Source organism: Mycobacterium sp. MMS18-G62 (assembly GCF_053877835.1).
In genome coordinates this window covers 1,384,152-1,408,509 of the sequence record NZ_CM132662.1, presented here as the reverse complement: position 1 = coordinate 1,408,509, position 24,358 = coordinate 1,384,152, and the positions used below count along the sequence as shown (strand labels likewise).

Sequence of the window (24,358 nt, the reverse complement as noted above, 5' to 3'; positions counted from 1 at the left end):
CGATGTGCAGCCCGTCAGGAGCGCTAGAACCGCGGACACGACCAGTGCAAGACGGAACGTCACTGGTGGTATCCGCCGATCCGTTGAAGCGCGTCGCGAAAAGCTCCCAACCTGTCAGCGACGTATGGCCTGTCGACCAAAGCGGCTCCCACTTGATTGCTGTAGATACTCAGGTCGGATGGGTCGATCCTGGCCGGCGGGAGCAACTTCCCGTTCTCGAAGAATCGGGCATCGATATGCGAATTGCTGGGGTCCACGAACTGAGACGCGATGGTGTACTGGGCCTGGATGATCTGGTGTCCGGCACTCTGCTGCGTGGTACTGAGGCCGACGTCGGTGACCTTGCCGTCCTTTGTGACGATGTCCTCGACCTTCGGCGGATCGCCCGCGAGTTGGTCGGCCAACGTGTTGGTCACCAGGTCACCACCGGGTCCGTACGAGAACACGCTACGGATGATGTCCTTCTTGAACTCGTACGCGTCTTTCGCGGCGTTCGCCGCGTCCTGATTGGCCAAGTGGGCGTTGTTGATGTTCGAAAGGGTCTCTTGGTTGATACCTCCGTCGATGACACCCAGCACCCGTGCCGACACCTCGAGGTCGTCTACTCGACCGTCGCCCGCCGTCAGGGTGGGATGGTCCTTCGCATACTCGGCGAAGGACTGCTGGTATTCCATGGCGTTCCGGTACGCCAACTGGTTCCATTCTTTGGCGGCATCGTGCTGAGAATCGATGACGGCGAAAAGGCCTTTCGTTTTTGTCATGTCTCCGTATGGATCGTCGAAGCCCTTGAAAGGCGTGTCGTGACGCGGCTGGTCGGTGAACAGCTCTTCCTGATACGGCAGCAGTCCGTGTGAGTACGCCTTGACGAGTTCGGGGTTCATGTCACCGATCTGCGTGTGCCCGTTGATCGCCAACAACTGATCGCTTTCCTCGCCGAGGAACTTGGCGTAAGTGTTGGCGGTCTCAGCGGCGATCTGGCCTTCCGGGCCTGTCGAATTGGCGGTCCAGTCGAACAAGGCGCCGGCCGACTTCCCGTCGTCCTTCCACTCGTGGGTGGCGATGTCGCGCATGAAGTCCCGGCCGTCGTCACCGTGGTTGCCAGTGATCTGGTCGTGCACGATCTGATGGTCGCGACCCGCGGAGTCGAAGATGTTGGTCACGGCGTCGTCGACCTCGCCGAACTTCTCGCCCGGCGCAAACACGCTGCCCTTGGTGAACACGTCGGTATCCATAATCCGGTCCGCCCGGCGGATCAACTCGCGATCGAGTTCGGTGCCTTGTTGAAGCGCAGGGTTGCCGTCCTTGACGATCGCCGAGACGTCGTTCAACTCGGGAAGACCAATGGCCCCGTGCCCCTTGACCGCCTCCTGAACGCTCGGCGGCAATCGGTCGAAGCCGCCCTTGGTCTCCCTCTTGTCGTCCCATGGGCCGGCTTCCCTCGGGACGTCGTCGTTGCTCATCAGCTGCCACGAATCGCCGATGAGGTGCTTCTGGCTCGCGTCCAGACGACCTTCGGCGGCCTTGAGGTCCGCGACGCTCATACCGTGTTGCTGCTTCTGCATCTCGTTGAGATAGGCCGCCTGCTCGGCGCTCAGCTCGTGGTAGGGCTGGATTGAGCTCAGCACCTTGTCAACGCGCCCGGCAGCCTCTTTGTCACCCGTCTTGAGGGTCTTCTCAACGTCCTCTTTGGCCTGCTGCTCCGGCGGGACGGGACCCATCTGCTGGTCTCCGGTAGCGGATTGTGGGCCGTCCTTGTCGCCTTTGCCGCCGCCCTGTTTGAAGAGTTTCTCCTTGAGTGCTTGATACTCGTCGCCGATGTTGCGGACGCGGTTGCCTATCTCGTTGGACTGGCCATTGGACTGTTTGATGATCTCTTGAAGTTGCGTCAGCCCCTTCTGGGCGATCTGCATCTTCACCTGGTCGGCATTCTTGCCCGGCGGCACACTGTTTACGGCGTCGACGAACCATTGCTTTAGTGAGTCCAGGTTCTGACGTCCCGCACTGACGACTTGCGCGGAGTTGTCGACTTCGGCCGCCAGTCGCTGATCGAGCCCAGCAAGCTTGCCCAAGACCTGACCATGCTGCGTGTTGACCGCGTCGTAGGCGTTTGCTGCGCCACCGCTCCATTTCGACCCCGGCGCCGCCGTCTGCACCGTCGACTGCAGCTGGGTGAACGTCGCGCTCTTGTCGTATTGGTCGCCCGTCTGCGGACTGCCTTCACCGAACGTCTGCCGCGCATTCGACCACGTCGTCAAGAACCCATCGACCACGCTCACCCGCGCACCCCATCAGCCCGCCGCAGAATCATTTGCTCATTATCTCCCGGCTCCAACTACCTCGGCGCCACAAATCCGACCGGCCCCGACGCGATGCACACCGACAGCGCTGCCGTGTTCGCCCGCACGTTGATCGCGTCACCCGCGCCCGGCAGCCGTACAAAGACCCGATTGAGCCCAGGCTTCACCGGCACCTTCACCTCTTTGCCTTCCGACAGCGACATCGTCATCGAGCCGTCACTGTTGGCCAGGTAATTGATCTCCACCGTCCAATCCGACGGCAGCAGAGGGCCATCCAACGGCATCCTCACCGGGAAGTCCGGCTGGACGAGATAACCACACTGCGGCGACGGCCCAGGAACAATCGTCCGCACCCACGTCACCTTCGCATCCACCAGCCGCCCGCTCACGTCCAGCATGCGCAATTGAGTTGTCGCCGAGGCGAACTCCGGACGGTCAGTCAGCAACGCGAACATATGGCTCGCCAGGTTCTCCGGCGACGCCACCCGCTGCAGCACCAGCGGGTCGACCTCCTGGTCCAACATCGGCGCATCGGACGCGGCGCGCGCTGCGGCCAAACCTGCCTGCGCATTCTGCAGATACGGTTGCGCCGGGTTGTCGCGCCAACTCCTCAGGAACGTCGCCGTCGAGTACAGGCTGCTTGCCACGAAAACGACTATGCAGCAGGCTATTACGAGCGTCCGGCGCCGCGACCCGTCCAGCCACGCGGCCCCTGCACGGTTCGGCGCGCACAACCCCACCGCCGCCAGTAGCGCCAACACCACGACCAGATCCGGTAGATACCGCAACGTTTGCGCCAACTCCAGCGCGGTAAATCGCGACGACCGCATCAGATAGATCGGTATCTGGCACGCGATCGCGTAACCGACCGCTGTCAGCCACACCGCGCCGATGCGCTCCTTGCGCACAACCGACACCGCGACCACCGCCGCCAACGCGACCCATCCCAGCGCCATCACCACCACCGGTGGCGTGGCCCACGGCGAGGCCGGTGCCCATCGCTGCCAATCCCACGGCCCCCCAACCAGACCCGGAACGATGCCGTGAGTGACCGAGCGGCTCAACAAGTCCCACGTCATCGCCACATCGAAGCTCCACCGCTTCTGGTCGACGACGACGAGATACACGCCGACCCACGCAGCCGTCACCGCCAGCGACGCCACCCACAACCGAAGACCCCGCCGCCACACTCCCAGCACTGAACCCGAACCGGTGACATGGGCATACAGCGCCGCGATCGTGAATGCCACGAACGGTATGACCGCGGCTTTTTCGAAGAACAGCAAGCCGCCGACGTACACCAGCAGTCCCGTCACCGCGTAGCGCTGATTGCCCGTGCGCACCAACAGCACAGCGTCGCCGCACACCCAGGCCAAGGCCGCCAGCATCGGCAACGAATTCAGCGCCGCCGCCCACCACGCAAACCCCGGCACACCGAGCGGCGTGAACAAGGCGAACGTCAACGGCACCAGCAACACCGGCCGCCACCCGAGGATCACGTGCAGCGCACGCAACAACGCCAACGACGCCAGCAGCTGCATCGCCACGAGGCTGACGGCCGGACCGATCCAGTTCAGCGGCGCTATCCGCGTGATGCCGCCCGCCACCAGGAACGCGCCCGGCATCACGTGGCCGTCGTGGTCGTCGAACAGATACGCCGGCGACAGCAGGCTCTGCGTGCCCGCGCGACCCGTCAGGATCAGGTCGTCCCAATAGAAATAGCCGCGAAACGCCAGTACCGCCCGGACCACCAGCTGGACCGCGACAAGTGCGGCAGCGGTGCGGGCGACCCAGTTCATCTCGCGTCGAGAGTACGGACAGAGACCGTCGGTATGGTGAGCCGATGCGCACACTGGTGACAGGAGCAGCGGGATTCATCGGATCAACGCTGGTAGACCGCCTGCTTGCGGACGGCCACAGCGTCGTCGGCGTCGATGACCTCAGCTCGGGGCGCAGCGAGAACATCGTCGAGGCCGAGCGCAGCGCCGACTTCGAATTCGCCAAGGCCGACATCGTCAGCGCCGATCTGATCGGACTGCTCGCCGACACCAAACCCGAGGTGATCTTCCACCTTGCCGCGCAGATCTCGGTAAAGCTCTCCGTCGACGACCCCCAGTTCGATTCCACTGTCAACGTGGTCGGCACCGTGCGCCTCGCCGAGGCGGCCCGCCGTGCCGGCGTCCGCAAGATCGTCCACACCTCGTCGGGCGGCTCGATCTACGGCACCCCGCCGTCCTACCCGACCGGTGAAGACGTCCCAATAGATCCGTCGTCGCCATACGCGGCGAGCAAGGTCGCGGGCGAGGTGTACCTGAACATGTATCGCAACCTCTACGGCCTGCAGTGCTCCCACATCGCACCCGGCAACGTCTACGGTCCGCGCCAGGATCCGCATGGTGAGGCGGGTGTGGTCGCGATCTTTTCCCGCGCGCTGCTGGCGGGCAAGCCCACCAAGATCTTCGGCGACGGCACCGATACCCGCGACTACGTCTTCGTCGACGATGTCGTGGACGCGTTCGTCAAGGCCTCCGGAGACGCCGGCGATGGGCAACGCTTCAACATCGCCACCGGAACCGAAACCTCGACGCGCCAATTGCACTCGGAGATCGCCAAGGCCGCCGGCGCCCCTGACGAACCAGAATTTCACCCGCCCCGCCTAGGGGATCTCAGGCGGTCTTGCCTCGATGTCAGCCGGGCCGAATCGGTCCTGGGCTGGCGCCCTCACGTGAAGCTCGAGGACGGCGTTGCCCGAACGGTTGACTTCTTCCGCGCCCAATAAAGATTGTAAGCACTTACTTTTTATAGTACGGTGGGCGGCATGACCTACGACGTGATCGTCCGCAACGGCCTGTGGTTCGACGGCACCGGCGCGCCGCCACAGACCCGCACGCTGGGCATACGCAATGGCAGCGTCGCCGCGGTATCCGCCGAGCCATTGGACGAGACCGGCTGCTCGGAAGTGATCGATGCGGCGGGAAAGTGGATCGTTCCCGGATTCATCGACGTACACACCCACTACGACGCCGAAGTGCTGCTCGACCCCGGGCTGCGCGAGTCGGTCCGCCACGGCGTCACCACCGTGCTGCTGGGCAACTGCTCACTGTCCACGGTCTACGCCAGCTCCGAAGACGCCGCCGATCTGTTCAGCCGAGTCGAGGCGGTCCCGCGTAAGTATGTGCTCGGCGCGCTTCAAGCCCACAAAACGTGGTCGACGCCCGCCGAATACGTTGGCGCCCTGGAGGATCTGCCGCTTGGCCCGAATGTCAGTTCGCTGCTTGGACATTCGGACTTACGAACGGCCGTGCTTGGCCTCGAGCGCGCCACCACAGACGACGTCATGCCGACCGATGCAGAGCTGGACCGCATGGCACACCTGCTCGAGCAAGCCCTCGACGCCGGGCTGCTCGGAATGTCCGGAATGGACGCGGCCATCGACAAACTAGACGGCGACCGGTTCCGGTCGCGTGCACTGCCATCCACATTCGCGACGTGGCGCGAACGCCGAAAGCTGATCGCCGCGCTGCGCAAGCGCCGCCGGATTCTGCAGAGCGCTCCCGACGTCAAGAACGCCCTGTCGGCGATCTTGTTCTTCCTGTCCAGCAGCCGCATGTTCGGGCGGCGCCCCGGCGTGCGGATGAGCCTGCTCGTCTCGGCGGACGCTAAGTCGGCACCCGGCGCGGCCCGGGTCTTCGGCCCTGGAACGCGACTGCTCAACAAGCTTCTCGGGTCCTTCGTACGGTTCCAGCACCTCCCGGTGCCATTCGAGCTGTATTCCGACGGCATCGATCTGCCCGTCTTCGAGGAGTTCGGCGCCGGCACTGCCGCCCTGCATCTGCGCGATCAACTCGAACGCAACGAGCTGCTCAAAGATCCGGAATACCGGGCCCGCTTCCGTCGCCAGTTCGACAAACGCGTACTCGGACCGACGTTGTGGCACCGCGACTTTCACGACGCGACCATCGTCGACTGCCCAGACAAGACACTGATCGGCAAGAGCTTCGGGCAGATCGCCGACGAGCGAGGGGTGCATCCGCTGGACGCGTTCCTGGATGTGCTCGTCGAGAACGGTGAGCGCAACGTCCGCTGGACGACGATCGTGGCCAACCATCGGCCCAAGCAACTCGACAAGCTCGCCGCCGAGTCGTCCATTCACATGGGCTTCTCCGATGCCGGCGCGCATCTGCGCAACATGGCGTTCTACAACTTCGCCGTGCGTCTGCTCAAGCGTGTACGTGACGCCGAGCGCGCCGGGCAGCCGTTCCTGACGACCGAACGCGCGATCTACCGGCTCACCGCCGAGGTCGCCGACTGGTTCGGACTCGATGCGGGCACTCTGCGCGAGGGCGACCGTGCCGACTTCGTCGTCATCGACCCTGCCGGCCTTGACGATTCGGTGAACGCCTACCACGAGGAAGAGGTGCCGTTCTACGGCGGTCTGCGCCGGATGGTGAACCGCAACGACGCCGCCATTGTCGCGACCGGCGTCAACGGCACCGTCGTCTATCGCCACGGTGAGTTCTGCGACGGATACGGGACGACGCTCAAGGCAGGTCACTTCCTGCGCGCGCATACCGGTCAACCGGCGAAAGCGGCTGTCTGACATGGCACGAACCCAACAACAACGGCGGGAAGAGACCATCGGGCGCCTGCTCGACGCCAGCATCGACACGATCATCGAGGTCGGCTACGCGCGCGCCTCGGCAGCGGTGATCGCCAAGCGCGCACAGGTGTCCGACGGCGCTCTGTTCCGCCACTTCCCGACCATGGGTGACTTCATGGCCGCCACCGCGCATGAGGTCATGCGTCGCCAGCTCGACCTGTTCACCAAGCAAGTCGCGGAGATTCCCGCCGACAAGCCTGCCCTCGAGGCGGCGCTGACCATCCTGCGCGACGTCACCGGCAACGCCACCAACACCGTGATGTACGAGCTGTTGATCGCCGCACGCACCGACGAAAAGCTGCGCACCACTTTGCAACACGTCCTCACCGAATACGCGGCCCACATCTACGACATCGCCAGGGCGCTACCCGGGGCCGATCAATTCCCTGAGGAAACCTTCGCCGCGCTGGTCGCGATCCTCACCAACACCTTCGACGGCGCGGCCCTCGTGCGCGCGGTGCTGCCGCAGCCCGAGATCGAGGCCAAGAGAATCCAGGTGCTCGCGGCGCTGCTCGGCGGAGGCTAACGATCCTCGGGGACCCGCGCGGTCTGCAATGCGACGGCGCGGGCCAGCCGCGCGTACTTGAGCTCGAGGTCTTTGAACCGCATGTACGCCGACAGCGTCGTGAACACGAACGCGACGATCAGCAGATACAGCATCAGGTCGGTACCGCGGTCCACCCCAACCCAATTCGCGACGACGGTGGTGTCGTTCGGCCGCAGGATCGCATAGATGCCCGCGATCACGAACAGCACATAGCCCACCTTCACCCAGGCCTTGGACCGGGCGCTGCGCCGTGAGCGCAGCAGATAAACCAGCAGCGCCAGCACCGAACCGATGAGGAGCGCCTGGATCCAGTTCATCGGGACATCCTTCCTCGCAACCAGCCGTCGAAGAGGATGTTCACGCCATTCAAGAGCGGCTGTCCCTTCGACATCGAGTAGTCCGTGTAGAGGATTTCGACCGGCTCTTCGGTTACCCGCCAATGGTTTTCGTACGCCAGCGAGATGAACTCGTCGGCGTGGCTCATGCCGCTCATCGTGAGGTTCAAAGCGTCGGCCACTTTCTTGTTGAACACACGAAGGCCGTTGTGTGCGTCGGTGAGCCCGAGCTTTCTGCTTCGTCGGCTCAGCGCGGCAGCCGTGCGCAAGACCACCCGCTTGAGGAACGGCGTGTGGCTCACGACGCCGGGGTCGGCGAATCGGGTGCCGATCACAAGGTCGACGTCCTCGGTCGACAACCGGTCGATCATCCGGACGACGTCTTTCACCCGGTGCTGACCGTCGGCGTCGAACGTCGCGAACACGGCCGCGCCTGGTTGCTTGCGGGCGTACTCGACGCCGGTCTGGATGGCCGCGCCCTGGCCGAGGTTGACCGGATGACGCACGACATGAGCGCCCGCTTCCAGCGCTCGGTCACCGGTGTCGTCGGGACTGCCGTCATCGACACAAACGACGTGGTCGAAAACCGAGCGAACGTCGGTGATGACGTCGCCGATTACGCTCGCCTCGTTGAAGGCGGGGATGACGATCCAAACATCGTGGTAGCGCATGTCGATGCCGAACAAACTACACGCTCAGGAGGCAGGCATCCGCGCCAGCGCGCCCAGGTGGACCGCCATTCCCACCACCGGACCGCACAGCAGCGCGACCACCGTACGGGTCTGCAAATCGAGCGGGAGCAGCAACAACAGCGCCGACGCGACAGTCGCCGAGACCCACCCCACCGAGTAGGCGCGGTGCAGCGCCGCCGCCACCGCGGCAGCCCCTGTCAGCGTCAACAGAGCGATCGCGACCGCGCCCGCGGTCAGCCAGGCCAGCAGGACACCGTCCGCTAGATACTCGCTGCCGAACGCTTCCCGCAGCAGCCACGGGCCCACGGCCCAGGCCAGGGCGATGCCGAGCAGGCCCAAGGCCACCACCGCCGCCGCAGGCGCGACCAGCGCCCTCAACCGTTCCGTGCGCTGGTCGACGAAATGGGCGATCAAATTGCCCTGCATCGCGGTCAGCGGCACCAGCAGCGGCGCACGCGTGAGCGTCACCGCAAGGATCACCACGCCGCCCGCCGCGCCCAAATCACCTGAGGTCGCTTTGAGGAGCACGGGAAAGCCCATCACCAGGATGGCGCTGGCACCGGCGGCGGCTATCGAGTGCGCGGCTCCCCGCAGGAACGTCATCGTGCCGCCAGGGGTCAGCAGCCGAGCGGCGGCGCGCGTCGCGGGGGATGCCAGCAGCAGGATCAGCCACGCGATCGACCCGGCGACGGTCGCCCACAGGTATCCGACCAACCCCCAGCTGACGACAAACGTCACCGCCGCCACGGCAACCCGCATCACGGCATCGGTCACCATCAACGACCCGTACCCGGTCCACTGGTTCACCCCGGCCAGCATGCCGAGCAGGGTGGCGTGCAGGCAGAAACCGGCGAGGCCAACGCACAGCAGCGCCACGCTCAACCATTGCTGCTCAACGAACACGTGGCCGGACCACAACGGCGAACTCGCCGCGATCACCGCCGCGGCGGCCACACCGACCATCGCCGCCACCCGCATCGGGTGCGTTCGCGGACCCTCCACGACCTCGGTGTAGCGCGTCGAGCGCACCTCCCTGGTGGCCTCCTGCAGCAGACCGAATGCCGCTCCGGTGACCAGACCGAACGCGCCCCAGAACACGCCGAACACCGAAAAGCCCGCCGGCTCGAGGTCGCGGGCGGCCAGGTAGAGGACCGCGTATCCGCACAAGGCGGACAACACGGTCGCCGTGCCGACCCGGGCCACGCTGGCGCGTGTGATCGGGCCGGTCGGCGTCGGCGCATCGGTCACGACGATGTTTCCAGCTCTGGCACGTCGGTCGAATACAGCCACGCATCCCACAGGGGCCGCAGGGACTCGTGGGCATAGTTCGCGGCCAAACCGGTGAAATCGTCGGTGACAGCAGTGCCATGCCGGTAGCGCGCTGTCCAATCCTGCAGCAGCGCAAAGAAACTCTCGTCGCCGAGGCGTTGCCTCAACACGTGTAGCGTCAGTGCACCGCGCTTGTACACGCGGTCGTCGAACATGTCGCGCGGACCGGGGTCTGCCAGCAACAGATCCTGTGGCGAATCGACCAGCCGCTGGTGATAGTGGCGTGCCCATTCGTCCGCGCTGCGCCCGCCGGAGTGCTCGGACCACAACCATTCGGCGTAGCAGGCGAAACCTTCGTGCAGCCAGATATGGCGCCATCGTTTGGCGGTCACCGAGTTGCCGAACCACTGATGGGCCAGCTCGTGGGCGATCAGCCGCTCTGCGCCGCGCTGGCCGTCGCAGTGGTTGGCGCCGAAGATCGAAATACCCTGCGCCTCAAGCGGTATCTCCAGGTCGTCATCGGTGACGACGACCGTGTATCCACTCGACAGCGGGTACGGCCCGAACAGCTTGACGAACAACTTCATCATCTGCGGCTGACGGCCGAAATCGCGCTCGAAGTTGCCGCGCAGGTGGTCCGGCAGCACGGCGTGCATCTGCACCCCGTTCTTGGCCATTCGCTGTCGGCCGTACATCCCGATCTGCAACGTCACCAGATACGTCGACGTCGGCTCGGCCTGCTCGTACGTCCAGGTGGTCATGCCCGCGCGGGCGCGACGCGACAACAACTCACCGTTCGCGAGTGCGAAATACGGGCTTTCCGTGCTGATTTGAATGCGGAAGCTGGCCTTGGCGCTGGGATGGTCGTCGCAAGGAAACCACGATGCTGCGCCGTTGGGCTGTCCGGCGACGAGCACGCCGTTGGACAGCTCCTCGAAACCGACGTCGCCCCAATAGGAGTCGCTCGGCCGCGGCGTGCCGCCATAGCGCACCACGATCGTCATCGCCGCCCCGGCGGGCAACGATTCCGGCAGCGTGATGTGCAGCTTGTTCTGCGAGGAGCGGAACTGCGCGGGACGCCGGCCATTCACCGCCACCTTGGCCACTGACAGCGCATCCGAGAGGTCCAGGGTGAAGGTCCGTAGCGACGCAAGGGTCACGGCCGTGATCGTGGCCTGGCCGGACAGGCGGTTGATCGCCACCTTGTATTCGAGGTCGAGCTCGTAGCGGGACACCCGGTAGCCGAAGTTGCCGTTGGCCGGCAGGTACGGATCGATGACCGGCGAGGTGGACTTCTTGGCGGCCTTCTTGCTCCTCGTCACGCGGCGGTTTCCGTTGGCTTGGATTCGGCTCGCTTCTTACGGAACAGGTTCCACGGCGTGATCGGATTGCCCTGCCACCGGGTCGACGGCGGTACCTCGTCGCCGCGCATGACGAGCGAGGCCGGGCCGACGGTGGCGCCAGCGCCGATCCTCGCGGCGGGCAGCGCGACGCAATGCGTGCCCAGCGTCGAGCCCTCTTCCAGCACAACGGCATCCATCCGCATGATGCGGTCATGGAACAAATGGGTCTGCACAACGCAGCCACGGTTGACGGTTGCGCCCTTCTCCAGCGTGACCAGGTCCGCCTCGGGCAACCAATACGTCTCGCACCAAACTCCGCGCCCGATCGACGCACCCAGTGCCCTCAGCCACAGGTTCATCACCGGCGTGCCGCTGGCGGCACGTGCGAACCACGGCGCCGCAACCGTCTCGACGAACGTATCGGATACTTCGTTACGCCAGACGAACGGCGACCACAACGGATGCTCGATCGCGCGAATACGACCCACGACAAGCCATTTCGCGATCACCGCGATGGTGCCCGCGACCGCCCCGGCGCCCAGCAGCGCCACGCCGCTGCCCAGCGCAGCCCATATCCACCCGAATCGCACCGCCAGCCACTGCAAGGCGAACAGCACGGCCACACCGATCGCGAACGTGACGATCATCGGGACCAGCCGGCAGGTTTCCACCAACGCACGCAGGAACTTCAGCCGCATAGACGGATGGAAAGTCCGCAGCGCGTCGGCCGCGGTCGGCTTGCGGCGCAGCCGAACCGGTGGGCTGCCCAACCAGGATGAGCCGGCCTTGGCCTTGTGAGGCGTCGCGGACAGAACCGCGACCAGCCCGTCATCGGGAACACGCCGCCCTGGCTGCGTGATACCCGAATTGCCAAGGAAGGCGCGCTTGCCGATCGTCGCCTTCGCGACATGGATCCAGCCGCCACCGAGTTCATAGGACGCGACCATGGTGTCGTCGGCCAGGAACGCACCGTCCTCGACGACGGTGAACTTCGGTATCAGCAGCGCCGTCGAAATCTCGGTGCCACGACCGACTTTCGCGCCGAGCACGCGTAACCACCACGGTGTCAGCAGGCTCGCGTAAATCGGGAACAAGTAGTTGCGGGCCGCATCCATCAGCCGCTCTGTCGCCCACAGTTGCCAGCCGACGCGGCTGCGAACGGGGTGATAGCCCTCCGGTAACCACCACGACAGCACCCGGACACCGATCACTGTCAACACCGCATAGGTGATCACCGCGGCCAGTGTCGCGACGGGCGTCCACACCGCGGCGGGCGCAAGCGCATCGGCGAGAGAGGCGGCATGGCGTGCGCCCCAGCCGATTACGGCCAGGCCAACACCCAGTGCCAGGAGCGGCAAGCCGGCTAACAGTATCGACGTGGCGCCGTAGACCGCGACCCACAGCGGCGCGCTTGGCGGCCGATGATCAGGCCATGGATGACGCGCCTTGCCGGACTTCACGGCCGGTGAACCCTTCCAGTACTGGCCGTTCTTGACCTTGCCGACGACACCCGAACCGGGCGCGACGTCGGCGTTCTTGCCGACGACTGCACCGGGCAGCAATGTGGTGCGCGCGCCGATGGTGGCGTCGTTGCCGACGGTGATCCGGCCGACGTGGAAGTGGTCGCCGTCGATCCAATGTCCGGACAGGTCGACCTCGGGTTCGATGGAGCAGCGATGACCGAGCGTGAGCATGCCGGTCACGGGTGGGGCCGAGTGCAAGTCGACGCCCTTGCCGACTTTGTTACCCAGCATGCGTGCGTAGTACACCAGCCACGGCGCGCCGGCCAGGTTCTCGGCGCCGCTGGCGTCGGCGAGGCGCTCGGCGATCCACACCCGCAGGTGAACTGGGCCGCCGCGGCGATAGGTGCCTGGCTCAAGACCGCCGAGGAGAACTCGCGCGCCGAACGCCGCGATGGACATGCGACCCAGCGGGGTGACGAACAGAATGAAGCCGGCGAGGATCCACCACCAGTTGACCGCCACCAGCCAGGGCATCGGATGCAGTTGGGCGACAACGTTGTTGGCGAGCGCGAGCCAGACCACCCACTGCAATCCGGTCAGTGTCGCCAGCGGCAGCGACAGCATCAGCTGGACGGCCTGCGTGAGCCGCGGCGTTGGCTTGACGACGCGATGTGTCACCGCGGGTGGCGGGTCGAGTTCGTCGAGGTAACCGGCCAGCGATCCGAGCCGGGGGTGGTCGTAGAGGTCGGCGACGGTCACCTGGGGATAGCGCTGCCGGATGGCCGCAACCAACTGTGCGGCGGACAACGATCCGCCGCCGAGCGCATGGAAGTCAGCCTCTGGGCCGTCGATCGGCGCGGCGAGCACGTCGCGCCACAGTTTGGCCAGCCATCCCATGGTGCCGCCGAATTCAGGTTCCTCGTCGGTTGTTTCGCCCGCGGCCGGCCATGGCAACGCGTCGCGGTCGACCTTCCCGGACGTGCGGGTCGGCAATTCGTCGACGAGCACCAGCCGCGGCACGAGCGCGGCTGGCAAGGTCTCGGCGAGTGTCGCGCGGGCCTTGGCCAGGTCGAACGACGGATCGGCGCTGGCGATATACCCGACCAGCAGCGGGGTTCCGCTCGCGGTTCGCCGCACGGCCGCCGCGCCGCCGCTCACGCCGGGCAGATGCACCAGCGCTGAATCCACTTCGCCGAGCTCGATGCGACGGCCGCCGACCTTGACCTGGTCGTCGGCCCGGCCGACGAAGTAGAGCCCATCGGATTCGAGCCGCACCAGATCGCCGCTGCGGTAGGCACGCGCCCAGCCCAGCGTCGGCATCGGCGCGTACTTCTCGGCGTCCTTGTCCGGATCGAGGTAGCGCGCCAAGCCGACGCCGCCGATGACCAGTTCACCGACCTCGCCGGAAGCCACGGGGACGCCTTTGGCGTCCACCACCGCGAGATCCCAGCCGGCCAGCGGGAGTCCGATGCTCACCGGCGCTGAGCCGCTGAGCCGGGCCGCGCACGCGACCACCGTCGCCTCGGTGGGGCCGTAGGTGTTCCACACCTCGCGGCCGTCGACTGCCAGCCGTTCGGCGAGCTCCGGCGGGCAAGCCTCGCCGCCGAAGATCAACAGCCGCACCGCTTCCAGCGCCTCGGCAGGCCACAGCGCCGCCAGCGTCGGCACCGTCGACACCACCGTGATGTCGCGCGACACCAGCCACGGCCCGAGATCCATGCCGCTGCGCACGAGCGAGCGCGGCGCGGGCACCAGGCATGCCCCATGACGCCAGGCCAGCCACATCTCTTCGCACGATGCGTCGAATGCCACGGACAGGCCTGCCAGAACTCGGTCTCCTGGACCAATCGGATTGTCCTGCAAGAACATCTGCGCTTCCGCGTCGACGAATGCCGCTGCGCTGCGATGGGTGACGGCGACGCCCTTCGGGGTTCCGGTGGAGCCGGAGGTGAAGATGATCCACGCGTCATCGCGGCCCAGCGGTGCGGCGGCGCGCCACCCGCGCGATGAGCCGGGTGCGCGCACGAGGCCCTGCTCGGTGATGATCGCCACCACGTCGGCTTCGGTGAACACCAGTTCGGCGCGTTCCTCGGGGTCGTCGGCGTCCACAGGGACGTACGCAGCGCCGGTCGCCAGAGTCGCGAGAATCGCCACGTACAGCGCGTAACTGCCCGACGGCATCCTGATGCCGATGCGGTCGCCGCGGCCGATGCCGCGTGCCGCCAGCCATTCGACGCTCTCCTCGATGTCGGAGATCAGCTCTGCATAGGTGAGCTGCACGTCGCCGTCGTCCAGCGCGGGCGCATCAGGGTGGCGGGCACCGGTCTCGTAGAGGATGTCGATGAGCGTGCGCGCCTCGGGAGCACTCGACGACAGCAGGTACTGGGCAGGCACCGCCGACAGAAAATCCCCTGACACGGGTACAAACGTACTAAGCCGCTCGGGCGGCGCGTCGGCGCCGCACGCGGCGGGCGATCACAATTGCAACAACGATCGCCACGCCCCCGATGACGTACCACTTGTAGCGCTCGAACTGGTCGTAGATCTCGACGATGTGCTCCCCGGCCAGGAACCCTACCGCGCACCAGGTGCCCACCCACAGCACCGCTCCCAGCGCGTTGTACGCCAGGAATTTGGCCCAGTGCATGCCGGCGATGCCGGCCAACAGACCGTTGATCTGGCGCAGCCCGTCGATGAAACGGGCAATCGCGACCACCTTTCCGCCCTGCCGGTTGAAGAAGTCCTCAGCGCGGTCCAGCCGCTCCGGGGTCAAGAACACATAGCGCCCGAACCGCTCGGCCAACGGGCGCCCGCCGAAATGGCCGACGGCAAAGCCGATGTTGTCGCCGATGACGGCGGCGACCACCCCGACCAAGAACACGACCGCGATGTTCATCTGGCCGGCGCCGGCGAACACCGCCGCCGCGATGAGCAGGATCTCTCCTGGCACCGGCACGCCGAAATCCTCGAGGAACAGCATCCCCCCGACCCCGAGGTAGCCGTAGTGCTCGAGCAGCGGTTGCACGTCTCCGAAGACGCCGGGCAACTGGGTGTCGGACATGCGCACAACCGTAAGGGCGGGCGGCCCCGATTCGTGCCAGGCACGGCCACCTGGCACAATGGGCGACGGAGGGGAGTATTCCTTCGTCGCGGTGTCGTCATCACGCCGTCCGTCATCGGACGACCGGTGCTGCGGACCGGCCACGCATTGCGGGGCGGTGGAAGAGACCTCCGGCGTTGAATGACGACCGGAGGCCCTGTTAATGCATGTAACCCAACTCGAGTGGATCATCACGCTGAGCGTGACGATCGGCGTGCTGCTGTTCGACGTAGTCGTCATCGGGCGCCGGCCGCACGAACCCTCACGGCGTGAGACTGGAACGGCGCTGGCTTTTTACATCGGTCTGGCGATCGCGTTCGGGTTGTGGACGTGGTTCTTCCACGGCGGGCAGTACGGGCTGGAGTTCTTCGCAGGCTGGCTCACCGAATACAGCCTGTCGGTGGACAACCTGTTCATCTTCTTGATCATCATGGCCAGCTTCAAAGTGCCGAAGATCTATCAGCAGCAGGCGCTGTTGATCGGCATCATCCTTGCCTTGGTCTTCCGCGGCATCTTCATCGCGCTCGGCGCCGTGGCGATCAACCAATTCTCTTGGGTGTTCTACATTTTCGGCGCATTCCTGGTCTACACGGCGATCAGCCTCGCGCGCGACACCGAACACGACGACGACGCCGAGAACGTCGTCGTTCGATTCGCCCGCAGTCACCTCAAGCTGACGGACCGCTGGGACGGCATGAAGCTGTGGATCAAGGACAACGGCAAGCGGCTGATGACGCCCCTGTTCCTTGTCATCGTGGCGCTCGGCACCACGGATCTGATCTTCGCGCTGGACTCGATTCCGGCGATCTACGGTCTGACCCAGCAGCCGTATCTGGTGTTCACCGCCAATGTGTTTGCGTTGATGGGCTTGCGGCAGCTGTACTTCCTACTCGGCGATCTGCTCAAGCGGCTGGTGTACCTGTCGCAGGGGCTCGCGATCATCTTGGCGTTCATCGGCGTGAAGCTGTTCCTGCACGCTTTGCACGAGAACGAGCTGCCGTTCATCAACGGCGGTGAACACGTGCCGGTGCCGGAGATCCCGACGCTGCTGTCCCTCGGCGTGATCGTGGCGACGCTGATCGTCACCACGGCGGCGAGCCTGTATAAGACGCGGGTGAACGAGCGGCGCGAACAGAAGGAAGCATTGGATTCGCACTGAGCGTGTGCGTCGCTTAGTCGAGGGCTTCGTAGATCAGCTTCGCGTAACGGTTGGTGCGCTCCGAGCCGAACAGGCCGGCGCCCATCTTGTTCATGACGTAGGCGACCGTGGTGTGCCGGTCGGGATTCACGACGATCATCGAGCCGCCGAAGCCGCCCCAGAAGCAGATCCGCTCATCGGGCAAGTACGGGAACGTGTCCCGCTGCGGTAGCCCGAACCCGATGCCCCACCGCAGTGGCGCGCCAAGCACCAGGTCGATGCCGTTGGCCTGCTCTTCGAAGATCAGGTCGATGGTGGCAGGGCTGAGCAGCTGCACGCCGTTGGCCTTGCCGCCCAACGAGATCGGCGACAACGCGCGGGCCAGCGACCGCGCATTGCCATGCCCGTTGGCCGCTCCGATTTCGGCACGCCGCCATGGCGTGCTGTTGGCCAGCGCCGCCATGTCTGCATCCGTCACTGGGGCACTGAACGTCTTGAACATCGGACTGTCCGGCGTGAGGAGGTCGAGCGGCAGTTCCAGCGGCGGTGGCGGAAGAAGTTCGGCGATGCGGCCATCGTCGTCGGGGTGCGCGCCGATCTGGATGTCCGCGTTGAGCGGTTCGGCGATCTCTTGCCGCACAAACTCTTTCAGCGTTGTGCCGGTGACACGCCGCACCATTTCGCCGACCAAGTGGCCGAGGTTGAGCATGTGATACCCCGACGCGGTGCCCGCCGGCCACCACGGGGCCTGCTTGGCGAGTTGCGACGTCGCCTTGTCCCAGTCGTACAGGTCGTCGAACGTGAAGGGCGCGTCCCAGCCTGATACGCCGGACGTGTGGGACAAGACATGGCGGACCTCGATTTCCTGCTTGCCGTTCGCGCCGAATTCGGGCCAGTAGTTGGCCACCGGCGCGTGTGGATCGAGCAGGCCGCGGTCGATCAGGATCAACGCGGCCAGTGCGGTCACCGTCTTGGTGGAGGACCAGACGTTGACGATGGTGTTTTCGTCCCACGCGGTGGTGCGCGCCGCGTCGGCGTGGCCGCCCCACATGTCGACAACGGACTCGCCGTCGATGTCGATGGCGATGGCCGCGCCCACCTCCTCGCCGTCGGCGATCGCCTGCGCGAAGGCCTCGGCGACCTTGTCGAATCGGGTGTCCCAGTGGCCGTGTACGACGTCGTTCATCGGGACATCATGCGCTGCGAGGCGGACGCCAATGGGTGAAACAGAGGAGGAAGGCTAGCCGCTGGCTTCCCAGGCGTCCTTGACCCGTTGCAGCCCTTCTGGCGTCAGCCTGCCGAACAGCCGCAGCCGCGCCATGCCGCCATCGGGATAGATGTCCAGGCGCGCCTCGGTCACCGGCCGGCGTTCGTCGAGCAGGAAGCGGTGCCTCGTATCGGGCTGCAGGTCGGTCCGCGGCAGCAGCTCGAACCATTCGCCGTCGCCGTTGCGCCCGCTCAACCGCGCGGACGCTGGCGCATTGCCGACGAAGAACGAGGTATCCAGTTCGGCCGCGGACAGAAGGCCCTCACCCGCCAAATGCACTTGCACCCAGTCGTTTCCGGCGTCCCGCCGTCGCGACGTCTCCCACCCTTCGCCCATTGTCCGGGCGATTCCGGGGAGCAACAGGTTGTTGGGGGAGCTGTAGAACATGTTGGAGCAGGCGGTGATTCGCCCACCGTTGTCCAATGCGGCCAAATCCAACGGAAGGTCGGCGAACCGCGGGTCGAGCATTCCCTCGCCGTGCACGCGTAACCGCGCCACACCGCCGTCGGGATAGATCGACAACCGCACATGCGACCACCGCTGAGATGAGTTTACAGCGAACGGGTTTCGGGTGTCGCCGTTGACGGCGCTGCGTTCGACGATTGTCGTCCACTGCGTCTTGTCGACCAGTTCCCCGACCGACGGATAGCCCTCCACGAATGCCGCCTCGACGGAGATCTGCGGCGGGTAGTTACCGGTGAACCACGCCGTGTCGACCACCACACCGCGCACGATGCCCGGCACTCCTAGCCGCACGATCGCCGCGTCGCATGCATCGGCATCGGCATCGGCATTGCGGCGGCGGCGCGTCTCCCAACCGTCGTACACCTGGCCCTTGTGGCCGAAGGTAGCCGGACGGTATTCGGGCGCACCGGGTTTGATCAGGTTTTCCTTCTCGGCGAACACGTCGTCATTGGCCCACACCACCGCGCCACCCGCCGGGCGCGCCGCCAGATCGGGCAGAGAGAGGAAATGCGAGTGCGCCGTCGGGCTGTTCACTCAGCCGAGCCTAAGCCCGATCACCAGTTGTCGTAGCCGCCCTCGGGTCCGAGCATGCGCTCGAGGCGGGTGCGGTTGACCCGGGCCAGCTCGTTGCGGACCACCTTGCGTTCGGTCTCATAGTCGTTGAGCAACCGGTCGGTGATCGCCGCGAGCACGTCCTGGGCGCAATAGCCGTTGACGTACATCACGAATCCGAAGCCGAAGTGCTCCAGGTACTTCTTCGACGCCAACGCGAGCTGGTCCATCACCTCGGGGCGCTCATCCCACACCGCGCACTGCTCGGCCTGCGACTTCTCGCTGCCGGGCCGCCGGCCGACGTCGGGATAGGCCTGCAGGATCGAGTCGATCGAATCCTCGGAGAGCCCGAACAACAGCGTGTCGGCCTGCCGGAACAGCGCATTGTGGTTGAAGTAGGGGCGGCCGCGGGCCAGATCGGCGGCCAGGGGCACGCTGTAGCAGCACTCGTACACCGCGTGCACGGCCCGTCGCATCGGAAGCGCGTTGAACGCCTCGAGGCCGATTCCCTGGTGCAGCAACACTCCGCAATCATCGGAAACGCAAGCCACGCCTGCGTTACGCCGTGTTACGGGCGCGCTAATTCGTGTAGCGCGGCCGCGGTCAGTGACCGGTGGTCTTGAAGCGCTCCAGCGAACGCTGCACTTCTGCTTCGGCCTTGTCGCGGCCCACCCAGTCGGCGGCCTTGACGAATTTGTTGGGCTCGAGGTCTTTGTAGTGCACGAAGAAGTGCTTGACCTCTTCGAGAATCTGCTCGGGCACGTCGCCGATGTCCTGGATGTGGTCCCAGCGCTTGTCGCCTGCGGGCACGCACAGCACCTTGTCGTCGCCGCCGGCCTCGTCGGTCATCTGGAACATGGCGACCGGACGCGCCTCCACCAAGCAGCCGGGGAACAGCGGTTCGGGGAGCAGCACGAGCGCATCCAGCGGGTCGCCGTCTTCGCCGAGGGTGTCCTCGATGAAGCCGTAGTCGGTGGGATAGGCCATCGACGTGTACAGGTAGCGGTCCAGCTTCACCCGGCCGGTGTCGTGGTCCACCTCGTACTTGTTGCGTGAACCCTTCGGAATCTCGATGACTACGTCGAACTGCACCGCCGCGGCTCCTTGCCCTGTGCTGAAGGTCTTGGGGACGGGGCTCACCATAGTGGAGCGATACGCTGCTGTAAGGGGGCGGTCGATTGAGCAGGAGAGTTATGCGGCCCACTCGGTGGCGCCGATCCACACATGTCGTGGTCGGGGTGGCGGTGCTTTTACTAGTCGCTGCTGTCGTCGCGGTGGCGGCGTTGCTGACCACGAGCAGGTCCACCAGCGGCGCGCAGGCGGTCAAGCCGGCGCCTGCCGCGGCAACCGCCCAGCCAGGCATCGTGCCGCTGGCCGACTCGGCGACCAAGCCGACACCCGACCGCCTGGCCGCGACGCTCGCCCCGTTCGTCGCGGACCCGAACCTTGGCAACCTGACCGGCCGCATCACCGACGCGATCACCGGCGCACAGCTGTGGGCGCAGGGTGCCACCATCCCGATGCAGCCGGCGTCGACGAACAAGGTGCTGACCGCTGCCGCGGCGTTGTTGACCCTGAACCGCGACGCGCGGTTGACCACTCGGGTGCTGACGACCGGCCAGCCTGGCGTCGTCGTGCTCAAGGGCGGCGGTGACCCGACGCTGTCGGCGGCGCCGCGGGGACAGGCGACGTGGTATCGGGATGCCGCGCGGATCAGCGACCTTGCTGACCAGGTCCGCAGTAACGGCGTCAACGTGACCACCGTCCAGGTCGACATCAGCGCCTACAGCGGGCCGCCGATGGCGCCGGGTTGGGATCCGATCGACATCGACGGCGGCGACATCGCGCCGATGGAGGCGGTGATGCTCGACGGCGGGCGCACCCAGCCGGTGAGCGTCGACTCCGCACGGTCGAGAACGCCCGCGCTGGACGCGGGCCGCGCCCTGGCCATCGCGCTGAAGGTCAACCCCGCCACGGTCACCGTGCTGCCGACGGGTGTTCGCGACGGCAAGGAGATTGCGGCAGTGCAGTCGCCGCCGTTGATCGAGCGGCTGCGGGAAATGATGAACGCCTCCGACAACGTGATGGCCGAGTCGACCGGGCGCGAGGTCGCCGAGGCAACCAATCGCCCGCAGAGTTTCGACGGCGCCGCGCAGGCGGTCCTCGCGCAACTCGACAAAGGGAAGATCGACACCGGCGGCGCACGGCTGCTCGATTCGAGCGGCTTGTCGGTCGACGACCGGCTGACCGCCGAAACGCTCGATGGCGTGGTGAACGCCGCGGCAGGCGATGACCAACCACGCCTGCGGCCGCTGTTGGATCTGCTGCCGATCGCCGGTGGCAGCGGCACGCTGTCGAACCGCTATCTGGACACCGACGCGGGGCGCGCGGCCGCCGGCTATCTGCGGGCCAAGACCGGATCGCTGACTGCAACCAATGCGCTGGCCGGCATCGTCACCGACGCCAGCGGGCGGGTATTGACATTCGCCTTCATCTCGAACAACGCCGGGCCGACGGGCCGCACGGCCATCGACGCGCTGGCCGCCACGCTTCGCTCGTGCGGGTGCAGCACATGAGCGCGTCATCGAGCCTGACGGTCGGTCGTGCCGTCGATTGGCAATTCGCCGCGGACGTGGGTTCGAAGCTGGCCCGGCCGGGGCCTGCGGCCACCGACTACACCCGTCGCCAGGTCATCGACCAGTTGACTGAGGCATCGCGCAGCGCCGAGCTGCCCGTGCGCGAGGTCACCGGTCTGAACGAGGGCGGCGTGATTCCCGAAGCGCGCATCGTCGACCGCGTCGAATGGATCCGCGCCGCAACGAAATCCATGCGGATCATGACCGGGGGTGACAAGGACACCGCCAAGCCGCACTTCATCACGGGACGTATCACCGGTGCACAGACCGGGGCGGTGCTCGCGTTCATCTCGTCGGGCATCCTCGGTCAATACGACCCGTTCGGCCCCAACGGTGGCGAACTGCTGCTCGTCTACCCGAACGTGATCGCCGTCGAACGCCAATTACGAGTATTGCCAGCCGATTTCCGGCTGTGGGTCTGTCTGCACGAGGTCACCCATCGGGTCCAGTTCAGGGCCAACCCGTGGCTGGCCGAGCACATGTCGAAGTCGTTGGCGGTGCTGACGGAGGATGCCGGTGACGACGTCGGCCAGGTAGTAGGCCGCCTTGCGGAGTACGTTCGCAGCAGGAACGGCGCTGCGCCCGAACCGAATTCAAACGGAATCATCGGGCTCCTGCGCGCGGTGCAATCCGAACCGCAACGGCGGGCGCTGGATCAGCTGCTGGTGTTGGGCACCCTGCTGGAAGGCCATGCCGACCATGTGATGGACGCGGTCGGTCCCGCCGTGGTGCCGTCGGTGACGACGATCCGTCGCCGCTTCGACGAAAGACGCCAGCGCAAACAGCCGCCGCTGCAGCGGGTGGTGCGAGCGCTGCTGGGGTTCGACGCCAAGCTCAGCCAGTACACCCGGGGCAAGGCATTCGTCGACCACGTGGTGTCCCGCGTCGGAATGACGCGGTTCAACGCGGTGTGGTCCAGCCCCGAAACACTGCCGCTGCCAACCGAAGTCGACGAGCCACAGCGATGGATCGATCGCGTCCTGTAGCGACATTGGCCGCAGCTGTCGCCAAGTTCGCGCGCGAGTACACCGACGCCGACGAGCGCTGGTGCGTCGGACTGTCCGGCGGCCCGGACTCCCTGGCGCTGACCGCCGTCGCAGCCTCTCTGAAGCCGACCACTGCGCTGATCGTCGACCACGGGCTGCAGCCTGATTCCGGCCGAGTGGCTGAGACTGCGCGTGACCAAGCGTTGGCGTTGGGATGTGTTGCCGCCCAGGTGCTTTGCGTCGATGTGGGCACGACCGGCGGCCCGGAGGCGGCGGCCCGCGCCGCTCGGTATGAAGCTTTGGATGCGGCTCGCGGCGATGCGCCGGTGCTGTTGGCGCACACGCTCGACGACCAGGCCGAGACCGTGCTGCTGGGTTTGGGCCGCGGATCGGGAGCGCGCTCGATCGCCGGAATGCGCCCGTGTGATCCTCCGTGGTGCCGCCCATTGCTGGGTGTCCGTCGCGTGCTCACGCACACCGCATGCACCGAGCTCGGTTTGACGCCGTGGCACGATCCGCACAATTCCGACAGCCGGTTCACCCGCACGCGACTGCGTACCGAGGTGCTGCCGCTGCTGGAGGACGTGCTCGGCGGCGGGGTCGCCGAAGCCCTGGCCCGGACGGCGACGGCGTTGCGGGAGGACACCGACACACTCGACGAACTAGCGCGGCGCGCGCTGTCCGACATCGGAACCGGTGAAGGGTTGGACACCGCTCGGCTGGCCGCCCTTCCGGAGGCGGTCCGGCGCAGGGTAATTCGGGGGTGGCTGCTGGCAGGGGGTGCCAACAATCTGACCGACAAGCAGATTCGCGGCGTGGACGGCCTGGTCACGGCGTGGCGCGGCCAGGGCGGGGTGGCCGTGGGCTCGCCACTGCGCAGCCAGCGGCTCATCGCCGGCCGGCGCGACGGGATGCTCACGCTGCATACCGAACCAGTGTGAGGGGACGTCGCGTTGGTCGTCGGCGTGATCACATGGCACGCTGTTGACGTGCCTGAGCAACCCGCCGAGCTGTACCCGGGCGACATCAAGTCGGTGTTGCTCTCGTCGGACGAGATTCAGGGCCGCATCGCGCAGCTTGGCGCACAGGTAGGCGAGGACTATCGGAAGGCGATCGTCGAGCAGGACCTCTTGCTGGTCACCGTGCTCAAGGGTGCGGTCATGTTCGTCACCGATCTGGCGCGTGCGATTCCGCTGCCAACGCAGCTGGAGTTCATGGCGGTCAGCTCCTATGGCTCGTCGACGTCGTCGTCGGGCGTGGTGCGCATCCTCAAGGACCTCGACCGTGACATCAGCGACCGCGACGTGCTGATCGTCGAGGACATCGTCGACTCCGGGCTGACGCTGTCCTGGCTGCTGCGCAACCTCGCATCGCGCGGGCCGCGGTCGCTGCGGGTGTGTGCGCTGCTGCGTAAACCCGATGCCGTGCGCGCCGACGTCGGCATCGAATACGTGGGGTTCGACATTCCCAACGAGTTCGTGGTGGGCTACGGCCTGGACTACGCCGAGCGCTACCGCGACCTGCCCTACATCGGCACGCTCGACCCCAAGGTGTACGAGCAGCTGTGAGTGCTAGCGACGAGATTGCACTCAGGGCTGTTGACCAAGA

Annotated in this window: 20 protein-coding genes; 8 read left to right on the top strand and 12 right to left on the bottom strand. The window is 66.0% G+C overall.

Annotation, left to right across the window (positions count from 1 at the left end):
- Window positions 1-59 precede the first annotated feature (59 nt).
- Together ACWW36_RS06970 and ACWW36_RS06965 are read right to left on the bottom strand one after the other, a co-directional pair.
- Complete coding sequence (locus tag ACWW36_RS06970) at window positions 60-2,276, bottom strand: TPR repeat region-containing protein (protein ID WP_456140848.1); 2,217 nt, start codon at window positions 2,274-2,276, stop codon at window positions 60-62.
- 56 nt (window positions 2,277-2,332) lie between these two features.
- A complete protein-coding gene (locus ACWW36_RS06965; protein WP_456140847.1) occupies window positions 2,333-4,096 on the bottom strand; it encodes a hypothetical protein in 1,764 nt (587 codons plus the stop codon).
- A 44-nt stretch (window positions 4,097-4,140) separates the two neighbouring features.
- Between ACWW36_RS06965 and ACWW36_RS06960 the strand changes: the two genes are divergently transcribed.
- From ACWW36_RS06960 to ACWW36_RS06950, 3 genes are read left to right on the top strand one after another with little or no spacing between them, the layout of a single operon-like run.
- Window positions 4,141-5,076 carry an NAD-dependent epimerase/dehydratase family protein gene (locus ACWW36_RS06960; protein ID WP_456140846.1) on the top strand — a complete coding sequence of 312 codons (936 nt, stop codon included), beginning with the start codon at window positions 4,141-4,143 and terminating at the stop codon, window positions 5,074-5,076.
- Between the two features lie 39 nt (window positions 5,077-5,115).
- Entirely contained in the window at window positions 5,116-6,897 is a 1,782-nt protein-coding gene (locus ACWW36_RS06955) for an N-acyl-D-amino-acid deacylase family protein (protein WP_456140845.1), read from the top strand.
- A 1-nt stretch (window position 6,898) separates the two neighbouring features.
- Entirely contained in the window at window positions 6,899-7,483 is a 585-nt protein-coding gene (locus ACWW36_RS06950) for a TetR/AcrR family transcriptional regulator (RefSeq protein WP_456140844.1), read from the top strand.
- Here the strand turns inward: ACWW36_RS06950 and ACWW36_RS06945 are convergent.
- Genes ACWW36_RS06945 through ACWW36_RS06920 form a run of 6 tightly spaced genes read right to left on the bottom strand, consistent with a single transcriptional unit; the run spans window position 7,480 to window position 15,667 of the window.
- Window positions 7,480-7,821 carry a DUF2304 domain-containing protein gene (locus tag ACWW36_RS06945; RefSeq protein ID WP_325337697.1) on the bottom strand — a complete coding sequence of 114 codons (342 nt, stop codon included), beginning with the start codon at window positions 7,819-7,821 and terminating at the stop codon, window positions 7,480-7,482. The two genes, ACWW36_RS06950 and ACWW36_RS06945, sit on opposite strands and share 4 nt — an antisense overlap.
- Window positions 7,818-8,510, bottom strand: coding sequence for a glycosyltransferase family 2 protein (locus ACWW36_RS06940; protein WP_456142394.1), 693 nt, complete (start codon window positions 8,508-8,510; stop codon window positions 7,818-7,820). The genes ACWW36_RS06945 and ACWW36_RS06940 overlap by 4 nt, the downstream gene beginning before the upstream one ends.
- A 24-nt stretch (window positions 8,511-8,534) precedes the next feature.
- Window positions 8,535-9,779, bottom strand: coding sequence for a hypothetical protein (locus ACWW36_RS06935; protein WP_456140843.1), 1,245 nt, complete (start codon window positions 9,777-9,779; stop codon window positions 8,535-8,537).
- Complete coding sequence (locus ACWW36_RS06930) at window positions 9,776-11,122, bottom strand: M1 family metallopeptidase (protein ID WP_456140842.1); 1,347 nt, start codon at window positions 11,120-11,122, stop codon at window positions 9,776-9,778. Before ACWW36_RS06930 ends, ACWW36_RS06935 begins: the two co-directional genes overlap by 4 nt.
- A complete protein-coding gene (locus tag ACWW36_RS06925) occupies window positions 11,119-15,024 on the bottom strand; it encodes a Pls/PosA family non-ribosomal peptide synthetase (protein WP_456140841.1) in 3,906 nt (1,301 codons plus the stop codon). The genes ACWW36_RS06930 and ACWW36_RS06925 overlap by 4 nt, the downstream gene beginning before the upstream one ends.
- Before the next feature lie 13 nt (window positions 15,025-15,037).
- Window positions 15,038-15,667 carry a DedA family protein gene (locus tag ACWW36_RS06920; RefSeq protein WP_456140840.1) on the bottom strand — a complete coding sequence of 210 codons (630 nt, stop codon included), beginning with the start codon at window positions 15,665-15,667 and terminating at the stop codon, window positions 15,038-15,040.
- A 202-nt stretch (window positions 15,668-15,869) separates the two neighbouring features.
- On the opposite strand from ACWW36_RS06920, the gene ACWW36_RS06915 reads away from it, so the two are divergent.
- The gene (locus ACWW36_RS06915; protein ID WP_456140839.1) at window positions 15,870-16,865 is read left to right on the top strand and encodes a TerC family protein; all 996 of its coding nucleotides are present in this window, start codon (window positions 15,870-15,872) and stop codon (window positions 16,863-16,865) included.
- Between the two features lie 13 nt (window positions 16,866-16,878).
- Here the strand turns inward: ACWW36_RS06915 and ACWW36_RS06910 are convergent, their stop codons facing one another.
- From ACWW36_RS06910 to ACWW36_RS06895, 4 genes are all read right to left on the bottom strand, one after another.
- Window positions 16,879-18,030 (bottom strand): serine hydrolase domain-containing protein, encoded by a 1,152-nt coding sequence (locus tag ACWW36_RS06910; RefSeq protein ID WP_456140838.1) that lies wholly within the window; start codon window positions 18,028-18,030, stop codon window positions 16,879-16,881.
- A gap of 54 nt (window positions 18,031-18,084) precedes the next feature.
- Window positions 18,085-19,110, bottom strand: a complete 1,026-nt coding sequence (gene alc, locus ACWW36_RS06905) for an allantoicase (protein ID WP_456140837.1) — start codon at window positions 19,108-19,110, stop codon at window positions 18,085-18,087.
- Between the two features lie 20 nt (window positions 19,111-19,130).
- Entirely contained in the window at window positions 19,131-19,652 is a 522-nt protein-coding gene (locus ACWW36_RS06900; RefSeq protein ID WP_456140836.1) for a 2-oxo-4-hydroxy-4-carboxy-5-ureidoimidazoline decarboxylase, read from the bottom strand.
- A 79-nt stretch (window positions 19,653-19,731) separates the two neighbouring features.
- Window positions 19,732-20,220, bottom strand: a complete 489-nt coding sequence (locus ACWW36_RS06895; RefSeq protein WP_456142393.1) for an inorganic diphosphatase — start codon at window positions 20,218-20,220, stop codon at window positions 19,732-19,734.
- Window positions 20,221-20,321: 101 nt separating this feature from the next.
- Between ACWW36_RS06895 and dacB the strand changes: the two genes are divergently transcribed.
- From dacB to hpt, 4 genes are read left to right on the top strand one after another with little or no spacing between them, the layout of a single operon-like run.
- Window positions 20,322-21,704 carry a D-alanyl-D-alanine carboxypeptidase/D-alanyl-D-alanine endopeptidase gene (gene dacB, locus ACWW36_RS06890; protein WP_456140835.1) on the top strand — a complete coding sequence of 461 codons (1,383 nt, stop codon included), beginning with the start codon at window positions 20,322-20,324 and terminating at the stop codon, window positions 21,702-21,704.
- A complete protein-coding gene (locus ACWW36_RS06885) occupies window positions 21,701-22,750 on the top strand; it encodes a zinc-dependent metalloprotease (RefSeq protein WP_456140834.1) in 1,050 nt (349 codons plus the stop codon). The genes dacB and ACWW36_RS06885 overlap by 4 nt, the downstream gene beginning before the upstream one ends.
- Window positions 22,729-23,691 carry a tRNA lysidine(34) synthetase TilS gene (gene tilS / locus ACWW36_RS06880; RefSeq protein ID WP_456140833.1) on the top strand — a complete coding sequence of 321 codons (963 nt, stop codon included), beginning with the start codon at window positions 22,729-22,731 and terminating at the stop codon, window positions 23,689-23,691. Before ACWW36_RS06885 ends, tilS begins: the two co-directional genes overlap by 22 nt.
- A 12-nt stretch (window positions 23,692-23,703) precedes the next feature.
- The gene (gene hpt / locus ACWW36_RS06875; protein WP_456140832.1) at window positions 23,704-24,318 is read left to right on the top strand and encodes a hypoxanthine phosphoribosyltransferase; all 615 of its coding nucleotides are present in this window, start codon (window positions 23,704-23,706) and stop codon (window positions 24,316-24,318) included.
- The last annotated feature ends 40 nt before the right edge of the window (window positions 24,319-24,358 follow it).

Excerpts from the sequence above, each read along its gene's own strand:
- ACWW36_RS06955 (WP_456140845.1), top strand. The coding sequence starts at position 5,116 with ATGACCTACGACGTGATCGTCCGCAACGGCCTGTGGTTCGACGGCACC.
- ACWW36_RS06950 (WP_456140844.1), top strand. The coding sequence starts at position 6,899 with ATGGCACGAACCCAACAACAACGGCGGGAAGAGACCATCGGGCGCCTG.
- ACWW36_RS06960 (WP_456140846.1), top strand. The coding sequence starts at position 4,141 with ATGCGCACACTGGTGACAGGAGCAGCGGGATTCATCGGATCAACGCTG.
- ACWW36_RS06940 (WP_456142394.1), bottom strand. The coding sequence starts at position 8,510 with ATGCGCTACCACGATGTTTGGATCGTCATCCCCGCCTTCAACGAGGCG.
- ACWW36_RS06920 (WP_456140840.1), bottom strand. The coding sequence starts at position 15,667 with ATGTCCGACACCCAGTTGCCCGGCGTCTTCGGAGACGTGCAACCGCTG.
- ACWW36_RS06945 (WP_325337697.1), bottom strand. The coding sequence starts at position 7,821 with ATGAACTGGATCCAGGCGCTCCTCATCGGTTCGGTGCTGGCGCTGCTG.
- ACWW36_RS06885 (WP_456140834.1), top strand. The coding sequence starts at position 21,701 with ATGAGCGCGTCATCGAGCCTGACGGTCGGTCGTGCCGTCGATTGGCAA.
- dacB (WP_456140835.1), top strand. The coding sequence starts at position 20,322 with ATGCGGCCCACTCGGTGGCGCCGATCCACACATGTCGTGGTCGGGGTG.
- ACWW36_RS06915 (WP_456140839.1), top strand. The coding sequence starts at position 15,870 with ATGCATGTAACCCAACTCGAGTGGATCATCACGCTGAGCGTGACGATC.
- tilS (WP_456140833.1), top strand. The coding sequence starts at position 22,729 with ATGGATCGATCGCGTCCTGTAGCGACATTGGCCGCAGCTGTCGCCAAG.
- ACWW36_RS06910 (WP_456140838.1), bottom strand. The coding sequence starts at position 18,030 with ATGAACGACGTCGTACACGGCCACTGGGACACCCGATTCGACAAGGTC.
- ACWW36_RS06965 (WP_456140847.1), bottom strand. The coding sequence starts at position 4,096 with ATGAACTGGGTCGCCCGCACCGCTGCCGCACTTGTCGCGGTCCAGCTG.